This window comes from Sinorhizobium fredii USDA 205 (genome assembly GCF_001461695.1).
In the GTDB taxonomy this organism is placed as follows: Bacteria; Pseudomonadota; Alphaproteobacteria; order Rhizobiales; family Rhizobiaceae; genus Sinorhizobium; species Sinorhizobium fredii.
The window spans coordinates 95,034-115,986 of the sequence record NZ_AUTC01000189.1 but is presented as its reverse complement, the minus strand read 5'-3'; the positions used below and the strand labels follow the sequence as shown (position 1 = coordinate 115,986).

The following is a 20,953-nucleotide window of genomic DNA, read 5'->3' as shown; positions in this document are numbered from 1 at the left end:
TCTGGATAGAGAGGACAATCCTTGAAAGTTAAAGCCATCTTCAACCGAGATGGGGGGACTTTCCGCACCACTGACATGGAGACCTATGGCAGGAGGGTCGAGGAGGTCTTTCGCGCCGCCGGACACGAGATCGAAATTGCCGTCGTGGCACCGGGCGATATCCCGCAGGCGCTGGAGATGGCTTGCCGGCGGGATGACCTCGATGCGATCGTTGCCGGCGGCGGCGACGGCACGATCTCCGCCGCAGCCGGCGTTGCCTGGCGAACCGGGATGCCGCTCGGTGTCATTCCGGCTGGGACGATGAACCTGTTCGCCCGTTCGTTGAAGCTGCCGCTCGATATCTGGAAGGTGCCCGAGGTCCTCGCCACTGGCCGGATCATCGACGGCGACATCGGCAGCGCCGACGGCCGGGCCTTCGTGCATCAATTTTCAATGGGGCTACACGCCCGCATGGTGCGCTATCGTCAATCCTATACGTTCGCCTCGCGCCCCGGCAAGATCGGCGCCAGCGTGCGCGCCGCCATCGGCGTGATCTTCAATCCGCCGGATTTCGAGATCGAATTCGATGCCGATGGCCACCGCGAGAGCCGGCATGTGTCGCAGATTTCGGTCTCGAACAACCATTTCGGCCACGCGACGCTGATGTATGCGGAGGATGTGACGGCCGGGCACCTCGGTTTCTACACGGCCCCGCCGCTCAGCCCGGCGGGCGTTGCAAAGCTCGCTTCCGATATCCTGCGCGGTCGATTCCGGGCAAGCCCGCTGATCACCGAGATGAGCGCACTCGCGGTCGATCTGCATTTTCCCAAGGTCGATCGCAAGATCAACTGCGTCATCGACGGCGAGCTCCTGCCGATCAAGCGGCGCGATGTCGCCCTGCGCGTCCACCCGGGCGAACTGAAGCTGCTTGTCGGCGCGGAATAAACAGCGGCGCTTTATTCGCCCACCCAGATATAGCCGAACCTGTAGCGCTCCGGTCCGGACGCGTAGATGTAAGGCACTTCAAGGCTGCGCGGCGTCGCCGCCGATTCGGGGACGCCGGATGCCTTGAGAGCCTCGCTCAGCGTGGCGGGAAGCGGCGCCGGGTTTGTCTCATCGCGCCAGACCACCAGCAGCGGCCGTTTGGCGGCGTCGGCCGGCGGCACGTCCGAAAGATGCGGGATGACGACAGTGGCATCGGCAAGTCGCGTCCGGATATTGCCGGCGATCTGCCTGTCGTTTGTCAGCACGAGGGCCGGCGGCCGGCCTTCGGCCTCGACAACCGCCTCGACAAAGCCGGCATAGGGGATGTTCAATTTCGAATAGTCGCCGAACCAGGGGCGCACCACGGCCCGGGCCGAGACAATGACGAGGGCCCCCAGGACAATGCAGGCAATCAGCGGCACGAAGCGCCGGAAGCCCGGGGCGGGATCGATCGGTGCCGCCTCGATCTTGAGACAGAGATAGAGCGGCAGCAGCGCCAGAAAGAGTACCAGCCATTTTTCGCGGACATGGGTCGCAGCGACGCCGAGGACGACGAGCAGCACGGCAAGAAGCGAGATCGCGATCATGCGCCCCATGATGCGGGTCCACTGGCTTTCCGCCCGCCAGATCGTCCGGATCTTGCCGCGGAAGACGAGGCCGAAGACCAGCAAGGGGACGAGACTGCCGCCAACTATTGCCGAGGAAAGAGCGAAGACGCCGTGAAACATCTGCATGAGGCGCCCCTCTGCGGCGCGCTCCTTCATCTCGTTCAAGGTTCCCGACGAGGCGGCGTCGAGATTTTGAAGCACCCACAATCCATGCGGCAGGGCAATGGCGGCGGCGATGGCGATCGCCGCCAGGATCCGCCAATCGAAAAGGCGCTTGCGCAGTTCTCGTTCGGGCAGCACGGCAAGGATCGCGGCAACAGGGACGACGACGAAGTTGTACTTGGAAATCACGCCGATGCCGACCGCGACGCCGGTCAAAAGATAGGAGAAAAGGCTGGGGCGCGTGAGGGTGCGCAGAAATCCGTAGAGGAAGAGCGATACGGCGAAGAGCGCCGCAACCGTATGGGAGAGATCGCGCTGCGCGAGCAGGAAGACCGGCGGCAGGCTCAAGACCCCAAACATCGCCATCGCCGACAGGCGCCGATCCTTGAGAATGAGCTGCGCAGCGAGGCCGTAGAACAGGCAGCAGAGGAACAGGAGACCGTTCTTGAGAATGGTCATCGTCGCGAGCGACGTGCCGATCAGCTGCGCCAGGCCGTATTGCAGCCAGTTGTAGAAGGGCGGTTGCGGTCCGTATCCGAGCTGCAGGAATTGCGACAGGAAGGCCTGTTCGGCCTCGTCGATCTCCAGCGAAGGCGACGCGGCGAGGCGCAAGACGATGCACAGCAGGAAGTAGCCGGCCAGCGCAACGAAGACCAGGTTCGGCCGCCGGTCGACGATGTCACGCATCCGGCTGATCCTGCCCGAAGACCTGGCGGACGATGTAGCTTGCCGTATCGTCGTCACGGAAATAGGCGCGCGCCATCATTTCCGCGAGAATGCCGGTGGTGATGAGCTGGACCGAGGAGAGGAACAGCATGACGCCGACGATCAGCATCGGTCGGGTGCCGATATCGTTGCCGAACAGGAACTTGTCTATTGCGAGATAGAGCAGGATGAGGGCGCTCAAGCCGCCGGTCGCAAGCCCGATCGAGCCGAAGAAGTGGCCGGGCCGTGCCTTGTAGCGCATGAAGAACAGCACCGCGAGCAGATCGAGAATGACACGGAAGGTGCGCGAGATCCCGTATTTCGACGCGCCGAAGTGGCGGGCGTGATGCGTCACGGGCATCTCGCCGATCCGGCTGCTCGGCACCACGCCGGCGACCCAGGCCGGGATAAAACGGTGCATCTCCCCCATCAGCTTGACCTGCTTGATGATCGCGCTGCGATAGACCTTGAGGCTGCAGCCGTAGTCGTGAAGCCTTACGCCGGTGATCTTGCCGATCAGGAAGTTGGCGCACCAGGAGGGGATCTTTCTAAGCAGCAGGCCATCGCGGCGGTTTTGCCGCCATCCGACCAAGAGGTCGAGTTCGCGTTCCTCGATGGCGGCAACCATTTGAGGGATGTCCTTGGGGTCGTTTTGCAGATCACCGTCGAGGGTCGCGATCAGCCGGCCGGCGGCGGCGTCGATCCCGGCCTGCATGGCGGCGGTCTGGCCGAAATTCTTCTGCAACTCGATGATCTTCAGATTCACGTCCGACCGCAAAAGCTCCTTGCGGGCATTCGGCAAGGTCCGGTCGGTGCTGCCGTCGTCCACCAGGATCAGTTCCCAGGACTTGCCGAAGCCGGCCATGGCCTCCCGGATGCGGGTGACGAGCGGACCGACGCTGTCTGCCTCATTGAACACCGGCACCACGATGGACAGCTCGATCGCCTCCGTGAGGCCCGTCGTTGCCGTCAGAGGTTCTTCTACGTGAGTCAAGGCGGTGTGTCTCCGGTGTGCCGTCGCAGGTTTTCTTGCACAGTTAACGGTGATAACCAACGCTCAATTGCGTGGCTCTGTACAGGAAATCGGCATCTCATGAATTCGGACTGGCAGTTGAGCCGGCGCGCGTGGCTCGCGCGCAACCGCATGGCACTGATTTCCGTGGCGGCCATAGCGGCTTATGCCGTCTTCGTCGAGTGGGTCTGGGGATGGTCGCCCCTGTTGCGGCAATGGGCCGAGATAGGTTTCTCGTCCGTGCTCACCGCGCTTGCTCTTCTGATCGCGACCTACTTCGTCCGCTGCTACCGCATCTACGACTATTTTCCGGAAGAGACGGCGGGCCGTTTCCTGCTGCTGTTTCGCGTGACGCAGGTCCACAATCTCTTGAACATCATGCTGCCCTTCAGGGCCGGTGAGACGAGCTTCCCGCTGCTCATGCGCGCCGAATTCGGCGTTCCGTTGCTGCGCGGCACATCGGCGCTACTCGTCATGCGCCTTTTGGACCTGCATGCGCTGCTCACTGTAGCGGCGGTCGGGCTGATCATCGGCCGCAGCCACCAGGTCGTCGCGTGGTTGCTGTGGACGATGGCCTTGCTCTCGCCGCTCGCCTTCTTCCTGCTAAAGGCCAGAATCCTTCGCCCGCTGCGCCGCGTGGCCCCGACGAGGCTCTTGCCTCATATAGACGAGATCGAAGCGGGTTTGCCGGAGCATATCGCGGCGTTCCTGCGCGCTTCGGCGATGACGATGCTGAACTGGGCCGTGAAGGTCGCGGTGCTCGCCTGGGTTCTGGCGATCATGGGCGTCGCGCCGCTTGCCGCCGCCTTCGGCGGTGCACTTGGAGGCGAGCTCTCTTCCGTCCTTCCCGTGCATGCACCCGCCGGCGTCGGCACCTATGCCGCGGCGATCGTTGCCGGCGCGGTCTCCTTTGGCGCGGCCGGCGGAAAAGCCGCGCTCGAGGTCCTGGGCCGCGCCAGCGTCAACGCCCATCTGCTGATCATCGTCTCGGCCGTCGCCGGCACGCTGTTGTCGCTCGTGCTGCGGCCCAGGAAAGGCTCTGCGACGTGACGCATTCTACTGGAAGGACGTTTCGTAGAAGCTTCTGAGCTTGCGCGAATGCAGTTTTTCCGGCGGCATGGCGGCGAGCTTCTGAAGCGCCAGAATGCCGATCTTCAAGTGCTGGCTCACCTGGGTACGGTAGAAGGCGGTCGCCATGCCAGGCAGCTTCAATTCGCCGTGCAGCGGCTTGTCGGAGACGCAGAGCAGCGTTCCATAGGGCACCCGGAAGCGGAAGCCATTGGCGGCGATCGTCGCCGATTCCATGTCGAGGGCGATGGCGCGGGCCTGCGACAGGCGTTTGACCGGGCCGCGCTGGTCGCGCAGTTCCCAGTTGCGGTTGTCGATGGTCGCGACCGTGCCGGTGCGCATGATCCGCTTGAGATCGTAGCCCTGGTAACCGGTGACTTCCGCCACCGCGTCCTGCAGGGCGACCTGCACTTCCGCCAGCGCCGGCAGGGGGATCCACACCGGCAGATCGTCGTCGAGCACGTGATCCTCACGCATATAGGCATGTGCCAGAACGTAGTCGCCGAGCCGCTGGCTGTTGCGCAGCCCGGCACAATGGCCGAGCATCAGCCAGACATGCGGCCTCAGGACGGCGATGTGGTCGGTGATCGTCTTGGCGTTTGAGGGGCCGACGCCGATATTGACCAGGGTGATGCCGCCGTGGCCCTTCTTCTTCAGGTGGTAGGCCGGCATCTGCGGCAGGCGGGCCAGCGTATAGTCGGTCTCGGGCTTGTCGGCGCCCGCGGGGGTGAGGATGTTGCCGGGCTCCACGAAGGCCGTGTAGCCGTTGCCGCCCTCGGCCATCTGCTGGCGTGCCCAGGCGCAGAACTCGTCGACATAGAACTGATAGTTCGTGAAGAGCACGAAGTTCTGGAAATGCGTGGCGCTGGTTGCCGTGTAGTGGCTGAGGCGGGCGAGCGAATAGTCGATGCGCTGCGCCGTGAACGGGGCGAGCGGCGAGGGCTCGCCCGGCCCGGGCTCATAGGAGCCGTTGGCGATCTCGTCGTCCGTCGTCGTCAGGTCGGGCGCATCGAAGAGGTCGCGCAGCGGAATGTCGATGGTTTCGGCCGCCGACGCCTCGACATGGGCGTTCTCGCCGAAAGCAAAGTGCAGGGGGATCGGGGTCGACGATTCCGACACGGTGACGCCGCCGCCATGATTGCGCATCAGGTGGCCGAACTGCTCCTTCAGATAGTGACGGAAAAGCCGCGGCCGCGTGATCGTCGTCGTGTAGACGCCGGGCGAGCTGACATAGCCAAAGGAAAGCCGGGAATCGACGTGGCCAAAGCTGCTCGTCTCGATGCTCACCTGCGGGTAGCAGGCGCGGAAACGCGTGATCGGCCGGCCGTTCTTGCCCAGGCCCTCGAAAGCCTCGCAGAGGAACTGCGTATTGCGCTCGTAAAGCGCCCGCAGGCAATCGACGGCTGCGGCCGGATCATCGAAGGTCTGCGGCTCGAAGGCTTCGGGGGTGGCGACGGAGAGAATTGAGTTGGAAGAGATTCGTGTGTCCATGGCGCATTATAGGCTGCGGCATCTGACAAGCAAACGACAAGATACGCGTCTGGCGCGTGGCGGTTCAGCGTGGACCGACGAGAATGATCGTCGCGCCGACAAGCGCCACGGCCATGCCGGTCAGGTCCCAGGAGGATCAGCTCATCGCCTGGCGCTGCAGCGTGACGAAGAGGACGAGGCCGGCTCCATGCTTGCCGGCGCTGGCGCCGGTGGCCTTGTTGTAAGCGACCGCTCCGATCGGGGCCATCAGCAGGCCCGTGAGTACCAGGAGCCGAAGCGAGAGGATGGCGGAAGAGGCGAGGGCGGCCATTTGACTGTTCCCTACAGCTTGGCTTGGCAATATTGCGCGGTGTGCGCGGTGCAGTCGGTCAGCGAACCGATATAGGTGTTCTGGCGGCGACGTTCCGTATCGGCGCCGACTGCAGCGGCGAGCGACATGGCGAATACGACCATCAACACGCTGATGATGGTGAGGCGGCGAGCGAGGATATCCATTGTTCTGTCCGTGGGCTGGAGCGGGTTCAAATCGATTGATCGTCTTTTCGCACAGCCAAACTGAATTCTTGCTGAGATGTCCGTTCATCTGCCATTCATCTTCAACGATGCGGTCTTGCCGGCGCCGCAGTGCGTTCCTACGTCTGTGTGCCCGATAACCTCAGGAGAGACCGCCCATGACCGCTCCCATCGAGCTTTACTACTGGCCGACGCCGAACGGCTGGAAGATCACCATCATGCTGGAGGAGCTCGACGTTCCCTATGTGGTCAAATACATCAACATCGGCCGCGGCGACCAATTCGCGCCGGATTTCCTGAAAATCGCACCAAACAACCGCATGCCGGCGATCGTCGATCCGGACGGGCCGGGCGGCGCGCCTATCTCAATTTTCGAATCCGGCGCGATCCTGCAATATCTCGGCCGGAAATACGGCAAGTTCTACCCGGCCGACGAGCGTGCCCGGGTCGAGGTTGAGCAATGGCTCTTCTGGCAAGTTGGCGGGTTGGGCCCAATGGCGGGCCAAGCCCATCACTTCCGGCAATATGCGCCGGAGAGAATCCAGTACGGAATCGACCGCTACACCAATGAAGTGAACCGCCTCTATGGCGTGATGAACAAGCGGCTCGCCGATCGGCCGTTCCTTGCCGGCGACTATTCGATCGCCGACATGGCCGCCATCGGTTGGGTGATCCCGCACGAGAACCAGGGCCAGGATCTCGACGAGTTCCCGAATCTGAAGCGCTGGTTCGAGACGATGCTCGCCCGGCCGGCGGTTCAGAAGGGGATCGAGGTCGGCAAGGAAGAGCGGGCGCGTCAGAAGAGCCTTGCCGAGGACCAGGAAGCGCAGAAGTTCCTGTTCGGGCAGCGCGCTCGGTGAAACGAGTGCAAGGGCGGCCACAGCAGGCCGCCCTCTACTGTATGTTTCCTTAAATCGACCTCGATTTAAGGACAAAGACGTGCAGCAATTCAAAGTGCTGCAGCGACCTTTGCGCGTCTGATAAGACGCGCGGCGCTGTAGGGTTTCTGGAAGTACTAAAGGCGCGTCCAGGTCTGGGATTTGCACAGCACCTTCAGCACGCAGCCTTTCATCTTCAGCGAATTGCCGTCGACCGCGCCCGAGCCGCTGTAGGTCTTGTCACTCTCCGGGTCGGTGATCTCGCCGCTGTAGCTGCCATCCGTCCCGGCAAGGTTGCCGATCCGCTTGCCCGCGTGCTTGCCCGTCTTCAGCGTGACGCAGAAGGCTCCGCCGCATGGGGCGATTTCCGCCGTGGCTCCGCTTGCGGTCTTCCAATTGCCGACGATGGGTTCGGCGGCATAGGCCGCTCCCGCCGCTCCGAAGGCGAGTGCTGCGCTGACGAGCAAAGTTCGAATCATTCAATGTCCTCCCTTGGAGACGGCCGGCTGCCGGCCGCCGCGATCTGATGCCTCATGTCGGCGGCCTCCTCGCCGCCTAAGCGCCGGACAATAACTTACGCGTACGTAAAGGTAAATATGCTGCAGTTCGTCTGGTCGAAGTCCGGCACGGCCCACGAAATACGGCGGCGGTCGACCAGCAGGGTTTGTTCTTGGTTAACGATCGGTTGAAATCCGCGATTGAATTTTTTGTAAATTTTGAGCCGAATTGCCGCCGCCTCAGGCGCTCCGATGCTTAACGAAAACCCAAGTTTACCAAGTGTTTGAACTTTGTTTGTGGCAAATTAAGCATGCATTTTAAGCGTGCATTGAAGGCCGCCGGGCATACTCGAACACATAAGACGAGCGGAGACGCACCCCGCCAATCAACCGGAGCCAACGCCGCAGAAGACGGCGCGTCACCGGAAGGCCCGCCAAGAGGCACGAGTGAAACAGGGACAACAACGCAACAACTGAAGCCCGGCGCGCCCGATGGGCGTGCCGCTTCGGCTGAACCAACAAAGAACGACAGGGACAAGACGATGGCACGCTTTGACTTCGAGATCACGTCGGATGCGGCAATGGGTGGCGAAAACCGCGCCGACATTCTTTGCGAAATGGGCCTCGCCTATGCGACCGGCCGCGGCCAGCCGGTGGACCTGGTGGCGGCCCATAAGTGGCTGAACATCGCCGCCATCAAGGGTTCGGACCGCGCTGCCGGCCTTCGCGCCGACCTTGCGGCGACGATGAGCAAGACGGATCTCGCCGCTGCGCTCCGCGCGGCGCGCGAGTGGATGACGGTGCATTGATCCGGCACAGGCGGAGTTGACGTTCCGTCTAGCCCTCGGCCAAGCTTCTGAGCACCGTGGGGAGGGCGGCCTCGAGCAGTTCCATCTCGGCCTCGGGGCCGGTGCTGATCCGGACGCACCGATTGAGCGGCGCAACACCCGGCATGCGAATGAAGATGCCGTGATCGCTCATCAGCCGATCGACGATCGCCCGGGCATAGGCCGCATCCCGTCCGCAGTCGACGGCGACGAAATTGGTCGCCGAGGATAGCGGCAAAAGCCCGTTGTCGCGCGCAATTCTGGCGATTCGGTCGCGCGACGCCGCGATCCGGCTCGTCACTTCCTTGAGATATTGCTGGTCGGAAAGCGCGGCGATCGCCGCCGCGACACCGATACGATTCATGCCGAAATGATTGCGGATCTTGTCGAAGGCCTGCACGGTACCCGGCGTCGTCAGCGCATAGCCGACGCGCGCGCCGGCGAGACCATAGGCCTTGGAGAAGGTGCGGGTGCGGATGACGTTCGGTCGGTCGATCAGGCTTTTGATCGACGGCAGCGTCTCGGGCGGGGCTGTTTCGCAATAGGCTTCATCGAGGATCAGCAGCGTCGTTTCTGGCACGGCAGTCGCGAACTCGACGACGCGATCGGCCGGCCACCAGCTCCCCATCGGATTGTCGGGATTGGCAAAATAGACGAGCGGCGCCGCCTCGCGCTTCACCGCGGCAAGGAGGCCGTCGAGGTCTTCGCGGTCATCGACGTAAGGCACTGTGACGAGCCGACCACCATGTCCGGCGACATGATAATTGAAGGTCGGATAGCCTCCGAACGAAGTGACCACCGGCGCGCCCTGCTCGACGACGAGGCGGACGATTTGCCCGAGCAGACCGTCTATTCCTTCTCCGATGGCAATATGGGTCGGGGATGTGCCGAGATGGGCCGCAAGCGCGTGCCTCAGGTCGTAATTCTCCGGATCGGCATATTTCCACGTCTCGCTGGCAGCCCGCTGGATGGCGAGCAATACGGAATCGGCCGGCCCGAAACCGCTTTCGTTGGCGCCGATGCGAGCGGCGATCCCGCGTCCGCGCTGTCGCTCGATCGCTTCCGGGCCGACGAAGGGGACCGTCGCCGGCAGGGACTGGACGAGCGGCGTGAAACGCGAGAATGCGGACATTGGCAAAACCTGAGCTCCGTTCGAAAAGCGCCGCGGAACTTATCGCATCGGAACGGCAAGCGGAATGCGCAAAAGAGACGACGTCGGGTTCCGCTATCTCGCGAGCAAGGCCGTCGGGAGTCTTGCGGGTGTGGGACGATGGACGGGGGGCGCAGGAGGTCCAGATTTAACAGTGGCGGACTGACCGGTGAAAAATTCGTGGCGCACGATTTGGTGAAGGAACGATTCGTCAATGGCCTTGATGAATTGCACGCCGATTCGGTTGTCCCTCCGGTGGATCTCGGCGCAGCCGATCCGGAAATTCGTTCCCACGATATGGAGATAGTAGTGCAAGGGCACGCCGATTGTCGTGCTGACGGAGAAACTCGCTCCGCCGCGCGAGATATCGATCATCTTGCAGGCGTGTATCGACACCCCGCCGAGGGCTGGCCGCACCGACATCAGGGTTGCGGCATGCCCGATTGCGAAGCGTTCGTAACGCCGCTCGTAAAGCGGCGAGGGGGCAAGCGAATACATTGTCGATTGCGGCATGCGTCGTGCTCCGATGATCGCGCCACTCGCAAGGCCGTCGTGCGGTCTTGCCGCCTGTCGGCCAACGGAGTTTTGCCAGACCCCGGCAAGTCATTTGCCGGCACCCTTGAGGCGGCGAGGCGCCTAAAGGTCGAAGGTCAGTTTCCACCAGCAAACTTGCAATCGATTGAAGATATTCAATAGAAATCGAATGAATGCGATCCGGCTTTAGGAGCACGGGCATCGCCGCGGCTTACAACCCGCTCGAGAACTGGACACGGATCAGCCTGCTCAGGAACTCCTGCGCCAGCAGCATGTTGAAGCGCACACCGAGTTCGGAGCCGCTGCGATACACTTCGGCGCAGCCGATCTCCTCCTTGAAGCCGTCGATCTCCAGAAAGAAATGCTTTGGCAGGAGGATTGCGGCGTTGAAGTCGAGCATCGCACCGCCGATCGAAACGTGCCGCAGAAGAGCCTGATATTTGGTCTTCGCCTTCAATTGACTGCCGATGACGAGAATGCGGCAGGGACGCTCTATGCGGTAATGCGGGTAGGCATCGGCCGACTGGCCGGGCTTTCCTAGCGCGAGATGCATGATCATCGACATGGCAGGGTCCGGGAATACCTGTCTTCTCCGCGTGAGAAACGCATACGCATGAAATCTCGCTGGGAGGCAGGGTCACAGTCCGTGAGCCGACTTGCTTCAGCTTGCCGCGACTCCATGGGACTTAGGTCGCCATGACGAAAATGGCGCGATTTCCCTGAGATCCGACAAAAAAATCTTGCATTGAGGACGCGCTGCCACTAGTCAGGCGCTAACGGAGAGGTGGCCGAGTGGTCGAAGGCGCTCCCCTGCTAAGGGAGTATACCGGAAACGGTATCGAGGGTTCGAATCCCTTCTTCTCCGCCATTTTCGTCAAAGCCGTTATCAAGCTGCCCATGCCAATCGTGTAGCAGGTCGATTCCTCTCCAAGCCACATCGCCAAATGACGTTTCACGCACTCGCCTGATTCTCAGGACACTGCGCGGCATGCGCCAGACGATCGCGAATCTCCGGCCGCTGATTCTCCGGGAATCGTCTGAAAAAGGCTCCGGCTCCGGCTCGTCGAGCAGCTCTTCGGGAGTGCGGAAGCCCGGGGGAAGTCGGCGCCCCGCAGCCCCATTGCCTGGTTTTGCCCCTGTTTTAGGCCCTTTTCTGCCTCTTTCTGAAACAAAAGCCGTGCCGAGGGCTGGTGCTAACTCCCCGTGGCTAAAGGATTTTCTTAATGGTTTGTTAATAACCCTGGGCCGTCTGGGGCGATTTTGTGTCGTTTCAGCAACAGGGATCAGGGAAGGGCGGCGCAAAGGAGTTGATCTGACAAGTTGGACATTGCGCGCCCCACCCGGTTTTGTATTTTCAACTCCGGAAGCAAGGGCGGTTGATCGTCCGACTTCTTGAACGTTGGGGATGGGGCAGGGAACGCTGTCCTTCAGCAAAGAAACCCAGACCCGTTTGAAACTTTTGACTGGAGGTCAGAAATGAACATCAAGAGCCTTCTTCTCGGCTCCGCTGCTGCTCTCGCAGCAGTATCCGGCGCCCAGGCTGCTGACGCGATCGTCGCTGCCGAGCCGGAGCCCATGGAATACGTTCGCGTTTGCGACGCTTTCGGCACGGGCTACTTCTACATCCCGGGCACGGAAACCTGCCTCAAGATCGGCGGCTTCATCCGCGTACAGGGCGACTTCGGCCGTGACGCTGCTGACCGCCGTTACAATACCGAGAACTTCGACATCGATGGCGATGGCGTCGACGATCAGTCCACGTCTGACTGGGACATGTTCTCCCGCGCTTACATCTCGTTTGACGCGAAGAGCGACACCGAGTACGGCACGCTCACCGGCTTCTTCGCCGCTGAGTTCAACGCCGACAACGATACCGACGAAGGCGATAGCTTCATCGACGTCGACGAAGCCTACATCCAGCTCGGCGGCCTGAAGGCCGGCTTCTTCTACAGCTGGTGGGATAAGGGTCTGAACGGCGAAACCGACTCGCTCGGCAACGTCACCGAATTCAACTCGATCGCCTACCTCTATGACGGCGGTACCTTCCAGGCCGGTATCTCGGTTGACGAACTCGAAGGCGCAACCACGAAGGCCAACGGCGTCGGCGTTGCCGGTATCGTTTCCGCTACGCTCGGTGGCGTTTCGTTCGACCTGCTCGGCGGCTTCGACACCGAACTCGAAGAAGGCGCGATCCGCGCTCTGCTCTCTGCAGACCTCGGCCCGGGCGTCTTCCAGATGGCTGGTATCTGGGCATCCGACCCGAACGCTTACTGGGCTCGCTCCGAGTGGAGCGTTGCTGCGTCGTACCGCTTCAACGCAACCGAGAAGTTCGCCATCACTCCCGGCGCTCAGTACTTCGGTAGCCTGCAAGACTCCTACACCAGCTTCGGTAACGACGATGCATGGCGCGTTGGCGTAACGGCTGACTACCAGATCACGGAAGGCCTCGCCACCCGCTTCACGATCAACTACGAAGATGAAGACAACGGCGACGACCAGGTCTTCGGCTTCCTCCGCCTGCAGCGTGACTTCTAATCTGACCTGACCTCGGTCAGTAAGGAAAGCCCGGCTCTCGAGCCGGGCTTTTTGATTTTGTGGCGGCGCTTGGATGGAATGATCTGGCAAGCGAGTCTGGGCGCTTGAGCCTCACCAATCTGTGAGCACGGCACACCTATGTGCCCAACGGACTCGGCCGCTGGCTTCCTGTGAGAAGCACAGGATGACGAACGTTTATTGATGGGTTTAACTCGCCAGGTGCCGTTCTAGCACAGGCACGCACATGTCCAGATCGTGCGTAGCCAAATGCGCATAGCGCATGGTCATGGTAAGCGTCTGATGGCCGAGCCACATCTGAACCCGCCGAAGATCGATGCCGCCCCGCACCAGCCGGGAAGCGCAGGTATGCCGTAGAATGTGGGGAACGATGTCTTCTTCTTCGCCCAGCCCCGCGTCCAGCTTGGCCGCATTCCAGACAGCCCGGTATTTTTGCGGATCAATGGCGGTAAATGGTCCCGGAGATCGGTTTGCAAGGGCATTCAGGACCTCCTTGGCACGCGCCGTCAGGGGAACAGTGCGGCTGCGTCCCGATTTGGTGATCCAGAAGGTTGCCCGGCCTTCATGGATATCATTCCACTTGAGGCCGATCGCCTCGCCAAGGCGGGCGCCTGAATCGACCAGGAATATCGAGAACTGCAAGAAGTATTCGGAACGGATTCCGATTTCTCGGAACAGCGTTTCCTCTTCATCGGGTTCGAGGAAACGCAGCCGTCCTGCTCTCTCCTTTTGACGCCGGAACTCCGGCAGACTATGGACATCGCCCATCTTGTACGCTTTCCGAAGCAACTTGCTCAGCGCCGCCATCTTTCGATTGATGGTCGCGTTGCTGTTGCCCCGTTTGCGTAATGCGCCGATCAGATTGTCGAGCAAGTCCTGCGAGAAGGTGGAAAACCGCGCACCGAGTAGAATCTCGTCGAGTTCGCCGATGAAGGCCTTCACATTGTACTTGTGATGGCCTTCGTCCCACAGGATGTCCGCATAGTGGTGAAACAATTCGGCAAGCGAGGTGTCCTTGACGACCCCGATCGGACCCTGCTGGCCAAAACAATAGTTGACCTCGTATCCAGACTGCATGCCCGGAAACCCGAAGTCGCCCACCAATTTTTCGGCGCCTGACGTCACGTTTGCCGTTTCCTTTCCACTCCCTGACGGATGGACCAAGAAACCGCTGGCGTTCAAGCCAACGCTTATAATTAAGCAATCTCAATGACCTAGACGGCACGCATATGTTGCAGAACAGCAACAGCCCGCAACTCTTAGAGTTGCGGGCATGCAGCTAGATCAGATTAGAAGTCGCGCTGCAGGCGGAGGAAGCCGAAGACTTCGTCGTCGCCATTGTCTTCGTCCTGGTACTGAACCGACAGACGGGTGGCGAGGCCTTCCGTGATCTTGTAGTCAGCCGTTACACCAACGCGCCACGCATCGTCGTCACCGAAGTCGTTGCCATCTTGCAGGCTACCGAAGTACTGGACACCGGGGGTGATTGCGAACTTCTCGGTTGCGTTGAAGCGGTACGACGCAGCAACAGTCCACTCGGAAGCAGCCCAGTAAGCGTTCGGGTCGGATGCCCAGATCGCAGCGGCCTGGAAGGTGCCCGGGCCAACGTCTGCAGAGAGCAGAGCGCGGATCGCGCCTTCTTCGAGTTCGGTGTCGAAGCCGCCGAGCAGGTCGAAGCTTACGCCGCCGAGCGTAGCGGAGACGATACCTTCGATACCGACGCCATTAGCCTTCGTGGTAGCAGCCTCGAGTTCGTCAACAGCGATACCGGCCTGGAAGGTGCCGCCATCATAGAGGTAAGCGATCGAGTTGAATTCGGTGTTGTTACCGAGCGAGTCGGTTTCACCGTTCAGACCCTTATCCCACCAGCTGTAGAAGAAGCCGGCCTTCAGGCCGCCGAGCTGGATGTAGGCTTCGTCGACGTCAATCAGGCTGTCGCCTTCGTCAGAGTCGTTGTCAGCGTTGAACTCAGCAGCGAAGAAGCCGGTGAGCGCGCCGTATTCGGTATCGCTCTTGGCGTCGAACGAGAGATAAGCGCGGGAGAAGACGTCCCAGTCAGACGTGGACTGAGCCGGGTTTTCCCAGCGGCTGTCAGCGGCATCACGACCGAACGAGCCCTGAACGCGGATGAAGCCGCCGATCTTGAGGCAGGTTTCCGTGCCCGGGATGTAGAAGTAGCCCGTGCCGAAAGCGTCGCAAACGCGAACGTATTCCATGGGCTCCGGCTCGGCAGCGACGATCGCGTCAGCAGCCTGGGCGCCGGATACTGCTGCGAGAGCAGCAGCGGAGCCGAGAAGAAGGCTCTTGATGTTCATTTCTGACCTCCAGTCAGAATTGAACACCGGAGCGCCGATGGCGATCAGTTTTGCCTCTGGGCGCCCGTTCTTCACAGCAACTGCGGAAGCCGGCAGGCCCGGTCCGTCCAGCAAAGACCCGGCACTTGCAGGCCCATTACTTAAGGCGATTTCCTTGCGGCGAGTCCTTGGGAGGGAATGCCGGCAGGGCAGAGGGCGAAAAATCTGGGGGCACATACGCCCCTACGCTACCTCCGAACGAAGTCACCGATCACCTGCCGCAGCCCATCGAGATGCAAAAGCGGCGCGTGGCCCTGGCCGGGCGCGGTGACAGCAATGAGGCCGGGATGCCGCCGGGCCATGTCCTGAACCGTCGTCGCGCTCAGCAATCGTGAATATTCGCCGCGAACGACCATTGCCGGGATGGCTGCAAAGGCTTCGAATTGCGGCCACAGCGACGGCAGCACGGCTTCCCCGGTGAGGCCTTGCAGTTGGTCGGCGATCGCCGGATCGAAATCGGCAATCGGCATGCCGTTCTCGTCGCGATAGAGCGCTTCGCCCATCTCTCGCCAGTCCTGTGGGCCGAGAAGGGGAAAATCTGCTCCGTGTAGGCGCCGCAGAAAGTCTGGTGCCTCCGCCCAACTGCTCGGGCCCTGCGGAGCGTTCAGGTAGTCCCTGATCCTCAACAGTCCCTCGAGCTCAATCACCGGGCCGATGTCGTTGAGCACGACGCGGGCGATAAGGGCGGGGGCTGATGTGATGAGGTGATGCAGGATGAGCCCGCCGCGCGACGTGCCGATGAAGGTCGCCCTGTCGATGCCGAAATAGGCGCAGGCCGCAACGACATCCTCCGCCTCGACGGCGATCGCGTAACGGCTCTTGTCGCTGTCGCGCTCCGACTGTCCACGGCCTCGATAGTCCAGCGTGACGACGGGGTGGGCGCCGCCGACGGGCGAGGCCAGGAAGGCGGCCAGCGGATGGAAATCGCGGCTGTTGCGCGTCAGTCCGGGCAAGCAGACGATGGGCGTCTTTTCTTCGCCCCGTATGATATCTCTACCGTAGTGCCTGCCGTAGAGCCTCAGGCCGTCGCCTGCGCGAAAATAATGTTCCCGAAACACGCGCTCCTCGCGCGCCAGACTCTCTCGCATGGCTCCCCCTTCGCTTGCAAATTTTGCCGGAGACTATTCCTCGTCGCATGGACCGCGGTTCAGGAAGGATTGCGGCCCATCCTCAGGTCGGCGACGATGTCCGCCTTCTGCCCAAGACGGGTCTTGTAGATCTGGTAGTTCTCCATCACCCGCTGAACATAGTTGCGCGTTTCCTGAAAGGGAATGCGTTCGATCCAGTCGACCACTTCGTCGATCGGCTTACCGCGCGGGTCGCCGTAGCGCGCTAGCCATTCCGGCACGCGGCCGGGACCGGCATTGTAGGCGATGAAGGTCAAGATGTAGGAGCCGCCGAAGCTGTCGATCTGCTCGCCGAGATAATGCGAGCCGAGGGTCGCGTTGTAGCCGGCGTCCGTCGTCAGGCGGTCCTTGGAATAGGCGAGGCCATAGCGGCTGGCGACGCCCTTCGCCGTTGTCGGTAGAAGCTGTAGCAGGCCGCGGGCATTGGCCGCCGAAACCGCGGCCGGATTGAAGGCGCTTTCCTGGCGGGCGATGGCATAGGCAAGCGCTTTGCCCGCCCCGCTGATATTGGCGTCCGACGGGATGACGCCGAGCGGGAAGGCAAGCGCGGCGACGTCGATGCCGCGGCCGAGCGCGATCTTGCCGATCTGCAGCGCCAGCTGATGGTTGCCCGCCTTTTCCGCGCGTGCCGCGAGAATGGCAAGCTCGCCCGGGCTCGTCAGGTCCTCGGCGAGCGCCCGATAGAGGCTCTCCGCGCGCCAGCCGTGCCCGGCGGCCTCCAGCCGTTCGATCGCCCGAACTGCTTCGCGACTTTCCAGACGCGCGCGATCCTCCGGGGTCGGCGAGGGATAGGTCAGGTTGAAGGATGGGCGGCCGAGGCGCGCGGCGGCGAGCTGGCCGTAGAATGTGCCGGGATAGCGGGCCGCATTGGCGAAATACTCGTCCGATTTGCCGGGGCCGCCGGCCTCGGCCGCGCGTCCCAGCCAATACCAGGCCCGCGAGGCCGAGATCGGCCGGCTGGACGCCTCGAGGATCTTGCGAAAGTGACGCGCGGCCGTCGCAGGATCTTCCAGCCCGCGGAGCGCGTACCATCCGGCGTGAAATTCCGCATCGACGACGTCGGTCGCCTCGGTTGCAGCGTGATGGGCGGCAACCCTGTATGCTCCGCGGAAGTCGCCTTTGTCGAGCAGACCCCGGCTGACGATCCTTTGTTCCGTCCACCATTCGCCGGGATCGACGAGGGCATCGCTGTCCTTCGGCGCCAATGCAAGGAGCTCCGCAGCCTCTTCAAACCTCTCCTGCTTGCGCAGATACTCGATGCGCACGAAAGATAGGCCGGATCGTCGCGCCAGGACGGATCGACCGCTTTAATCAGCGCCGCGGCCTTGCCGTTGCCGCGGACGACGGCGGCCCAGGCTCTGTAGAGCGACTGTGCTTGACCCGATTCGCTGAACCGTTGAGACTGCTCGACGCGGCTGCGGTAGAGAAGCATCTCCATGCGGCGCCTGTGGTCGGCAGGCGTAAGCAAGGAGGAGAATTCCGCGAGGATTTTGCTTTCCGTCTCTTTGTCCAGCGCCTCCTTCAGCCAGAAAGCACGGAGTTGGCCTGCCGCCGCGTCGCCTTTTCGTCCGGCCACAAGCGCGCGTGTGAGAATAATGGCTCCCTCCGCCGTTTCCGGCCGGGTCGAGCCGAAGGCGGCGATCACGTCTGTCGCAGGCGGGTTTTCGCGATAGAGCGCGCGCTCGGAATGAGCGCGCAGCGTCTTCAAGCCGGGCCAGTCGTGAAGCTCACGCTGCGCTTCGGCGATTTCGTAAGACGGGACGTCCCTCTGCCCGGAAACAGCGATCGCCCAAGAGAGGATGTGCCGGTCGAGCGTTCCTTCGCCCATCCGGTTGCGGATGGCGGTCGCCTCGATTGGCTTGCGATCGGACAGGGCATCGAGACCGGCCTTCAGATCCGTCGCTGTAAGTGCGGTCGCGGCCCGTATGGCGCCAGTGACCTCGTTGGCCACGACGCGTCCGGATTTGCTGGTAGAGCCCGGCTTGACCGTCGGTACGGGTATGCGGGTCTCGGTGGCGAAGGCGGAAGAGGCCAGCATCGCGGCACCGAAAAGGGTGGCGACAGGCAGAAGGAGTGGTCCGCGCATCAAGCCCCGTGCTTCCCCGTTTCTCTCAACTTCATTAGCTGCCGGATTTCCTAACGAAAAGTTAGCGGGTATCCGCGATAGCGGCAATCGCCGGCCAAAGCCGTGTCATCCTCCATCCCTGCCTGCTCCTGCCTTGCGACGCGCGTCGAGCGATCGAATTGCAGGGAAACTGGGAGGAAATGCGCTTGTCCGACGCTTGCCGCCGCCATGTCACATGATTATGGTGCGGCAGTTTCTAACCGTCGATTGCGGCCAAAGCGTGGGCGCGTCTTGCCCCTTCAGCCGTCAGGAGTTGTGCATGTTCAAGGGTTCCATTCCCGCTCTCGTAACCCCGTTCACGTCCACCGGCGCGGTGGATGCGGCAAGTTTCGTCGCGCATGTGGAATGGCAGATAAAAGAGGGCAGCCACGGCCTGGTGCCGGTCGGCACGACCGGTGAATCGCCGACTCTCTCGCACGAAGAGCACAAGCAGGTGGTGGAGCTCTGCGTCGAAGCGGCGGCGCGGCGCGTGCCGGTTATTGCCGGCGCCGGCTCCAACAACACGACCGAGGCGATCGAACTTGCACAGCATGCCGAGAAGGCCGGTGCGGATGCCATCCTGGTCGTGACGCCGTACTACAACAAGCCGACGCAGAAGGGCCTCTTCGCCCACTATGCAGCAATTGCCGAAAGCGTGAAGCTGCCGATCGTCATCTACAACATTCCGGGCCGCTCGGTGGTCGACATGAGCGTCGAGACCATGGCGGCGCTGGCGAAGGCCTATCCGACGATCGTCGGCGTCAAGGACGCGACCGGCAAGATCGAGCGCGTTTCCGAGCAGCGCATGGCCTGCGGCAAGAGTTTCGTCCAGCTTTCCGGCGAGGATGCGACGGCACTCGGCTTCAACGCGCATGGCGGTGTCGGCTGCATCTCCGTGACCGCGAATGTCGCACCGCGCCTGTGCTCCGAATTCCAGGAGGCGACGCTTGCCGGCGACTTCGCCAAGGCGCTGGAATATCAGGACAAATTGATGCCGCTCCACAAGGCCATCTTTATAGAGCCCGGCCTATGCGGTGCAAAATATGCGCTGCATCGCCTCGGACGGATGAGCCGCGTCGTGCGTTCGCCGCTGCTAGCGACGCTCGAGCCGGCGACCGAAGCGGCCATCGATGCGGCGCTCAGGCATGCAGGGTTGATGAACTGATGGCACCCAAGGGCAGCGAGCGCACGGTCAGGAAAGTGGTGGCGGAGAACCGCAAGGCCCGCTTCAACTACGAGATCGTCGACACCTACGAGGCCGGTCTTGTCTTGACCGGCACGGAGGTCAAGTCGCTGCGCGAGGGAAAGGCCAATATCGCGGAGTCCTACGCGACCGACGAGGGCGGCGAGATCTGGCTGATCAACTCCTACCTGCCGGAATATCTCCAGGCCAATCGCTTCAACCACGAGACCCGGCGCCGCCGCAAATTGCTGCTGTCGAAGCGCGAGGTGAACCGGCTGCAGGGCGCCGTCAATCGCGAAGGCATGTCGCTCATTCCGCTCAGGATTTATTTCAACGAGCGGGGTCGGGCGAAACTGGAACTGGCGCTTGGCAAGGGCAAGAAACTGCACGACAAGCGCGAGACGTCCAAGGAGCGCGACTGGAACCGGCAGAAGAACCGCCTGTTAAAAGAGCGCGGCTGAGTGGCGCGGCCGTTCGCCCCCGCCACACCCGCGACCGGCAAGATCAATCGGGATCGGAATTGATTCGGTCAGAGTTCGGCGTCGTTGGCGACCGGTTCGGCGGGGCGCTGCACGCGTTCGGACGGCTCGCGGCCGATCTCGCCGCGGAGCGTGGCCAGATCGATGAAATGATCGGCCTGGCGGCGCAGGTCGTCGGCGATCATCGGCGGTTGCGTCGACATCGTCGAGACGACCGAGACCTTGCGTCCCTTGCGCTGCAGCGCTTCAACAAGCGTGGTGAAATCGCCGTCGCCCGAGAAGATCACCAGATGATCGACGGTCTCGGATTGCTCCATGGCGTCGATCGCCAGCTCGATATCCATGTTGCCCTTGATTTTGCGCCGGCCGAGCGAATCCGTGAATTCCTTCGCCGGTTTGGTGACGACCTTGTAGCCGTTGTAGTCCAGCCAGTCGATCAATGGGCGAATCGAGGAGTATTCCTGATCCTCGATAAGTGCGGTGTAATAGTAGGCGCGCAGCAGGTATCCACGTTTCTGGAACGCCTTCAGCAGCTTTCTGTAATCGATGTCGAAGCCCAGGCTCTTCGAGGCGGCGTAGAGATTGGCGCCGTCGATGAAAAGAGCGATTTTTTCGCGAGGATCGAACATCGTAATTTCCTTTTCCATGCCCTGCACATTATACCCATCCACCCCGGCAGAAGGCTGCGCAGAAAATAGGTGCATTACATTAATAATTGCTGATATTGCAAATAATGTAAGTTATG

20 protein-coding genes, 1 tRNA gene and 1 pseudogene are annotated in these 20,953 nt (G+C 61.9%); 8 read left to right on the top strand and 14 right to left on the bottom strand.

Translation table 11 applies throughout. The features are described 5' to 3' along the window. The first annotated feature begins 21 nt into the window (after positions 1–21). Complete coding sequence (locus tag N181_RS27240) at positions 22–924, top strand: diacylglycerol/lipid kinase family protein (RefSeq protein ID WP_014327745.1); 903 nt, start codon at positions 22–24, stop codon at positions 922–924. 11 nt (positions 925–935) lie between these two features. Here N181_RS27240 and N181_RS27235 read toward each other — a convergent pair whose 3' ends face one another. Next, complete coding sequence (locus N181_RS27235; RefSeq protein ID WP_037391252.1) at positions 936–2,420, bottom strand: ArnT family glycosyltransferase; 1,485 nt, start codon at positions 2,418–2,420, stop codon at positions 936–938. Then, positions 2,413–3,432 carry a glycosyltransferase family 2 protein gene (locus tag N181_RS27230; protein ID WP_014327747.1) on the bottom strand — a complete coding sequence of 340 codons (1,020 nt, stop codon included), beginning with the start codon at positions 3,430–3,432 and terminating at the stop codon, positions 2,413–2,415. The genes N181_RS27235 and N181_RS27230 overlap by 8 nt, the downstream gene beginning before the upstream one ends. Before the next feature lie 99 nt (positions 3,433–3,531). Between N181_RS27230 and N181_RS27225 the strand changes: the two genes are divergently transcribed. Continuing rightward, a complete protein-coding gene (locus tag N181_RS27225) occupies positions 3,532–4,500 on the top strand; it encodes a lysylphosphatidylglycerol synthase transmembrane domain-containing protein (protein WP_014327748.1) in 969 nt (322 codons plus the stop codon). Between the two features lie 6 nt (positions 4,501–4,506). Here the strand turns inward: N181_RS27225 and N181_RS27220 are convergent, their stop codons facing one another. The 3 genes from N181_RS27220 to N181_RS34170 all read right to left on the bottom strand — a co-directional run bounded on the left by N181_RS27220 (position 4,507) and on the right by N181_RS34170 (position 6,504). After that, positions 4,507–6,009: an AMP nucleosidase gene (locus N181_RS27220; RefSeq protein ID WP_037391249.1), complete on the bottom strand. Its 1,503-nt coding sequence runs from the start codon at positions 6,007–6,009 to the stop codon at positions 4,507–4,509. Positions 6,010–6,145: 136 nt separating this feature from the next. Then, positions 6,146–6,319 carry a hypothetical protein gene (locus N181_RS34175; RefSeq protein WP_014327750.1) on the bottom strand — a complete coding sequence of 58 codons (174 nt, stop codon included), beginning with the start codon at positions 6,317–6,319 and terminating at the stop codon, positions 6,146–6,148. Positions 6,320–6,330: 11 nt separating this feature from the next. Continuing rightward, positions 6,331–6,504, bottom strand: coding sequence for a hypothetical protein (locus N181_RS34170; RefSeq protein ID WP_014327751.1), 174 nt, complete (start codon positions 6,502–6,504; stop codon positions 6,331–6,333). A 176-nt stretch (positions 6,505–6,680) separates the two neighbouring features. On the opposite strand from N181_RS34170, the gene N181_RS27215 reads away from it, so the two are divergent. Next, positions 6,681–7,382 (top strand): glutathione S-transferase N-terminal domain-containing protein, encoded by a 702-nt coding sequence (locus tag N181_RS27215; protein WP_037434552.1) that lies wholly within the window; start codon positions 6,681–6,683, stop codon positions 7,380–7,382. Positions 7,383–7,537: 155 nt separating this feature from the next. Here N181_RS27215 and N181_RS27210 read toward each other — a convergent pair whose 3' ends face one another. Continuing rightward, complete coding sequence (locus tag N181_RS27210) at positions 7,538–7,879, bottom strand: DUF2147 domain-containing protein (RefSeq protein WP_037391245.1); 342 nt, start codon at positions 7,877–7,879, stop codon at positions 7,538–7,540. A gap of 560 nt (positions 7,880–8,439) precedes the next feature. On the opposite strand from N181_RS27210, the gene N181_RS27205 reads away from it, so the two are divergent. Further along, positions 8,440–8,706, top strand: a complete 267-nt coding sequence (locus N181_RS27205) for a sel1 repeat family protein (RefSeq protein WP_037391244.1) — start codon at positions 8,440–8,442, stop codon at positions 8,704–8,706. Between the two features lie 28 nt (positions 8,707–8,734). Here N181_RS27205 and N181_RS27200 read toward each other — a convergent pair whose 3' ends face one another. The 3 genes from N181_RS27200 to N181_RS27190 all read right to left on the bottom strand — a co-directional run bounded on the left by N181_RS27200 (position 8,735) and on the right by N181_RS27190 (position 10,973). Further along, the gene (locus N181_RS27200) at positions 8,735–9,856 is read right to left on the bottom strand and encodes a pyridoxal phosphate-dependent aminotransferase (RefSeq protein ID WP_037391241.1); all 1,122 of its coding nucleotides are present in this window, start codon (positions 9,854–9,856) and stop codon (positions 8,735–8,737) included. 93 nt (positions 9,857–9,949) lie between these two features. Beyond that, entirely contained in the window at positions 9,950–10,387 is a 438-nt protein-coding gene (locus tag N181_RS27195) for a PilZ domain-containing protein (protein ID WP_037391238.1), read from the bottom strand. A gap of 232 nt (positions 10,388–10,619) precedes the next feature. After that, entirely contained in the window at positions 10,620–10,973 is a 354-nt protein-coding gene (locus N181_RS27190; RefSeq protein ID WP_037391236.1) for a hypothetical protein, read from the bottom strand. A 213-nt stretch (positions 10,974–11,186) separates the two neighbouring features. Between N181_RS27190 and N181_RS27185 the strand changes: the two genes are divergently transcribed. Beyond that, positions 11,187–11,276 (top strand) — tRNA-Ser (locus N181_RS27185). 608 nt (positions 11,277–11,884) lie between these two features. Continuing rightward, positions 11,885–12,943, top strand: a complete 1,059-nt coding sequence (locus N181_RS27180) for a porin (RefSeq protein WP_037434549.1) — start codon at positions 11,885–11,887, stop codon at positions 12,941–12,943. A 207-nt stretch (positions 12,944–13,150) separates the two neighbouring features. Here N181_RS27180 and N181_RS33470 read toward each other — a convergent pair whose 3' ends face one another. The 4 genes and pseudogenes from N181_RS33470 to N181_RS27160 form a co-directional block, all read right to left on the bottom strand. Continuing rightward, the gene (locus tag N181_RS33470; RefSeq protein WP_037391232.1) at positions 13,151–14,086 is read right to left on the bottom strand and encodes a tyrosine-type recombinase/integrase; all 936 of its coding nucleotides are present in this window, start codon (positions 14,084–14,086) and stop codon (positions 13,151–13,153) included. A 164-nt stretch (positions 14,087–14,250) separates the two neighbouring features. Continuing rightward, positions 14,251–15,276 carry a porin gene (locus tag N181_RS27170; RefSeq protein ID WP_060564026.1) on the bottom strand — a complete coding sequence of 342 codons (1,026 nt, stop codon included), beginning with the start codon at positions 15,274–15,276 and terminating at the stop codon, positions 14,251–14,253. 227 nt (positions 15,277–15,503) lie between these two features. Continuing rightward, complete coding sequence (locus tag N181_RS27165; protein ID WP_050983961.1) at positions 15,504–16,403, bottom strand: alpha/beta fold hydrolase; 900 nt, start codon at positions 16,401–16,403, stop codon at positions 15,504–15,506. A 59-nt stretch (positions 16,404–16,462) separates the two neighbouring features. Then, positions 16,463–18,528, bottom strand: a pseudogene (locus N181_RS27160) (lytic transglycosylase domain-containing protein). 298 nt (positions 18,529–18,826) lie between these two features. On the opposite strand from N181_RS27160, the gene dapA reads away from it, so the two are divergent. After that, positions 18,827–19,711, top strand: a complete 885-nt coding sequence (dapA, locus tag N181_RS27155) for a 4-hydroxy-tetrahydrodipicolinate synthase (protein ID WP_037391228.1) — start codon at positions 18,827–18,829, stop codon at positions 19,709–19,711. Then, positions 19,711–20,190, top strand: coding sequence for an SsrA-binding protein SmpB (gene smpB / locus N181_RS27150; protein WP_014327765.1), 480 nt, complete (start codon positions 19,711–19,713; stop codon positions 20,188–20,190). The genes dapA and smpB overlap by 1 nt, the downstream gene beginning before the upstream one ends. A gap of 68 nt (positions 20,191–20,258) precedes the next feature. Here the strand turns inward: smpB and N181_RS27145 are convergent, their stop codons facing one another. Continuing rightward, positions 20,259–20,837 (bottom strand): LabA-like NYN domain-containing protein, encoded by a 579-nt coding sequence (locus tag N181_RS27145; protein ID WP_012707398.1) that lies wholly within the window; start codon positions 20,835–20,837, stop codon positions 20,259–20,261. Between the last annotated feature and the right edge of the window lie 116 nt (positions 20,838–20,953).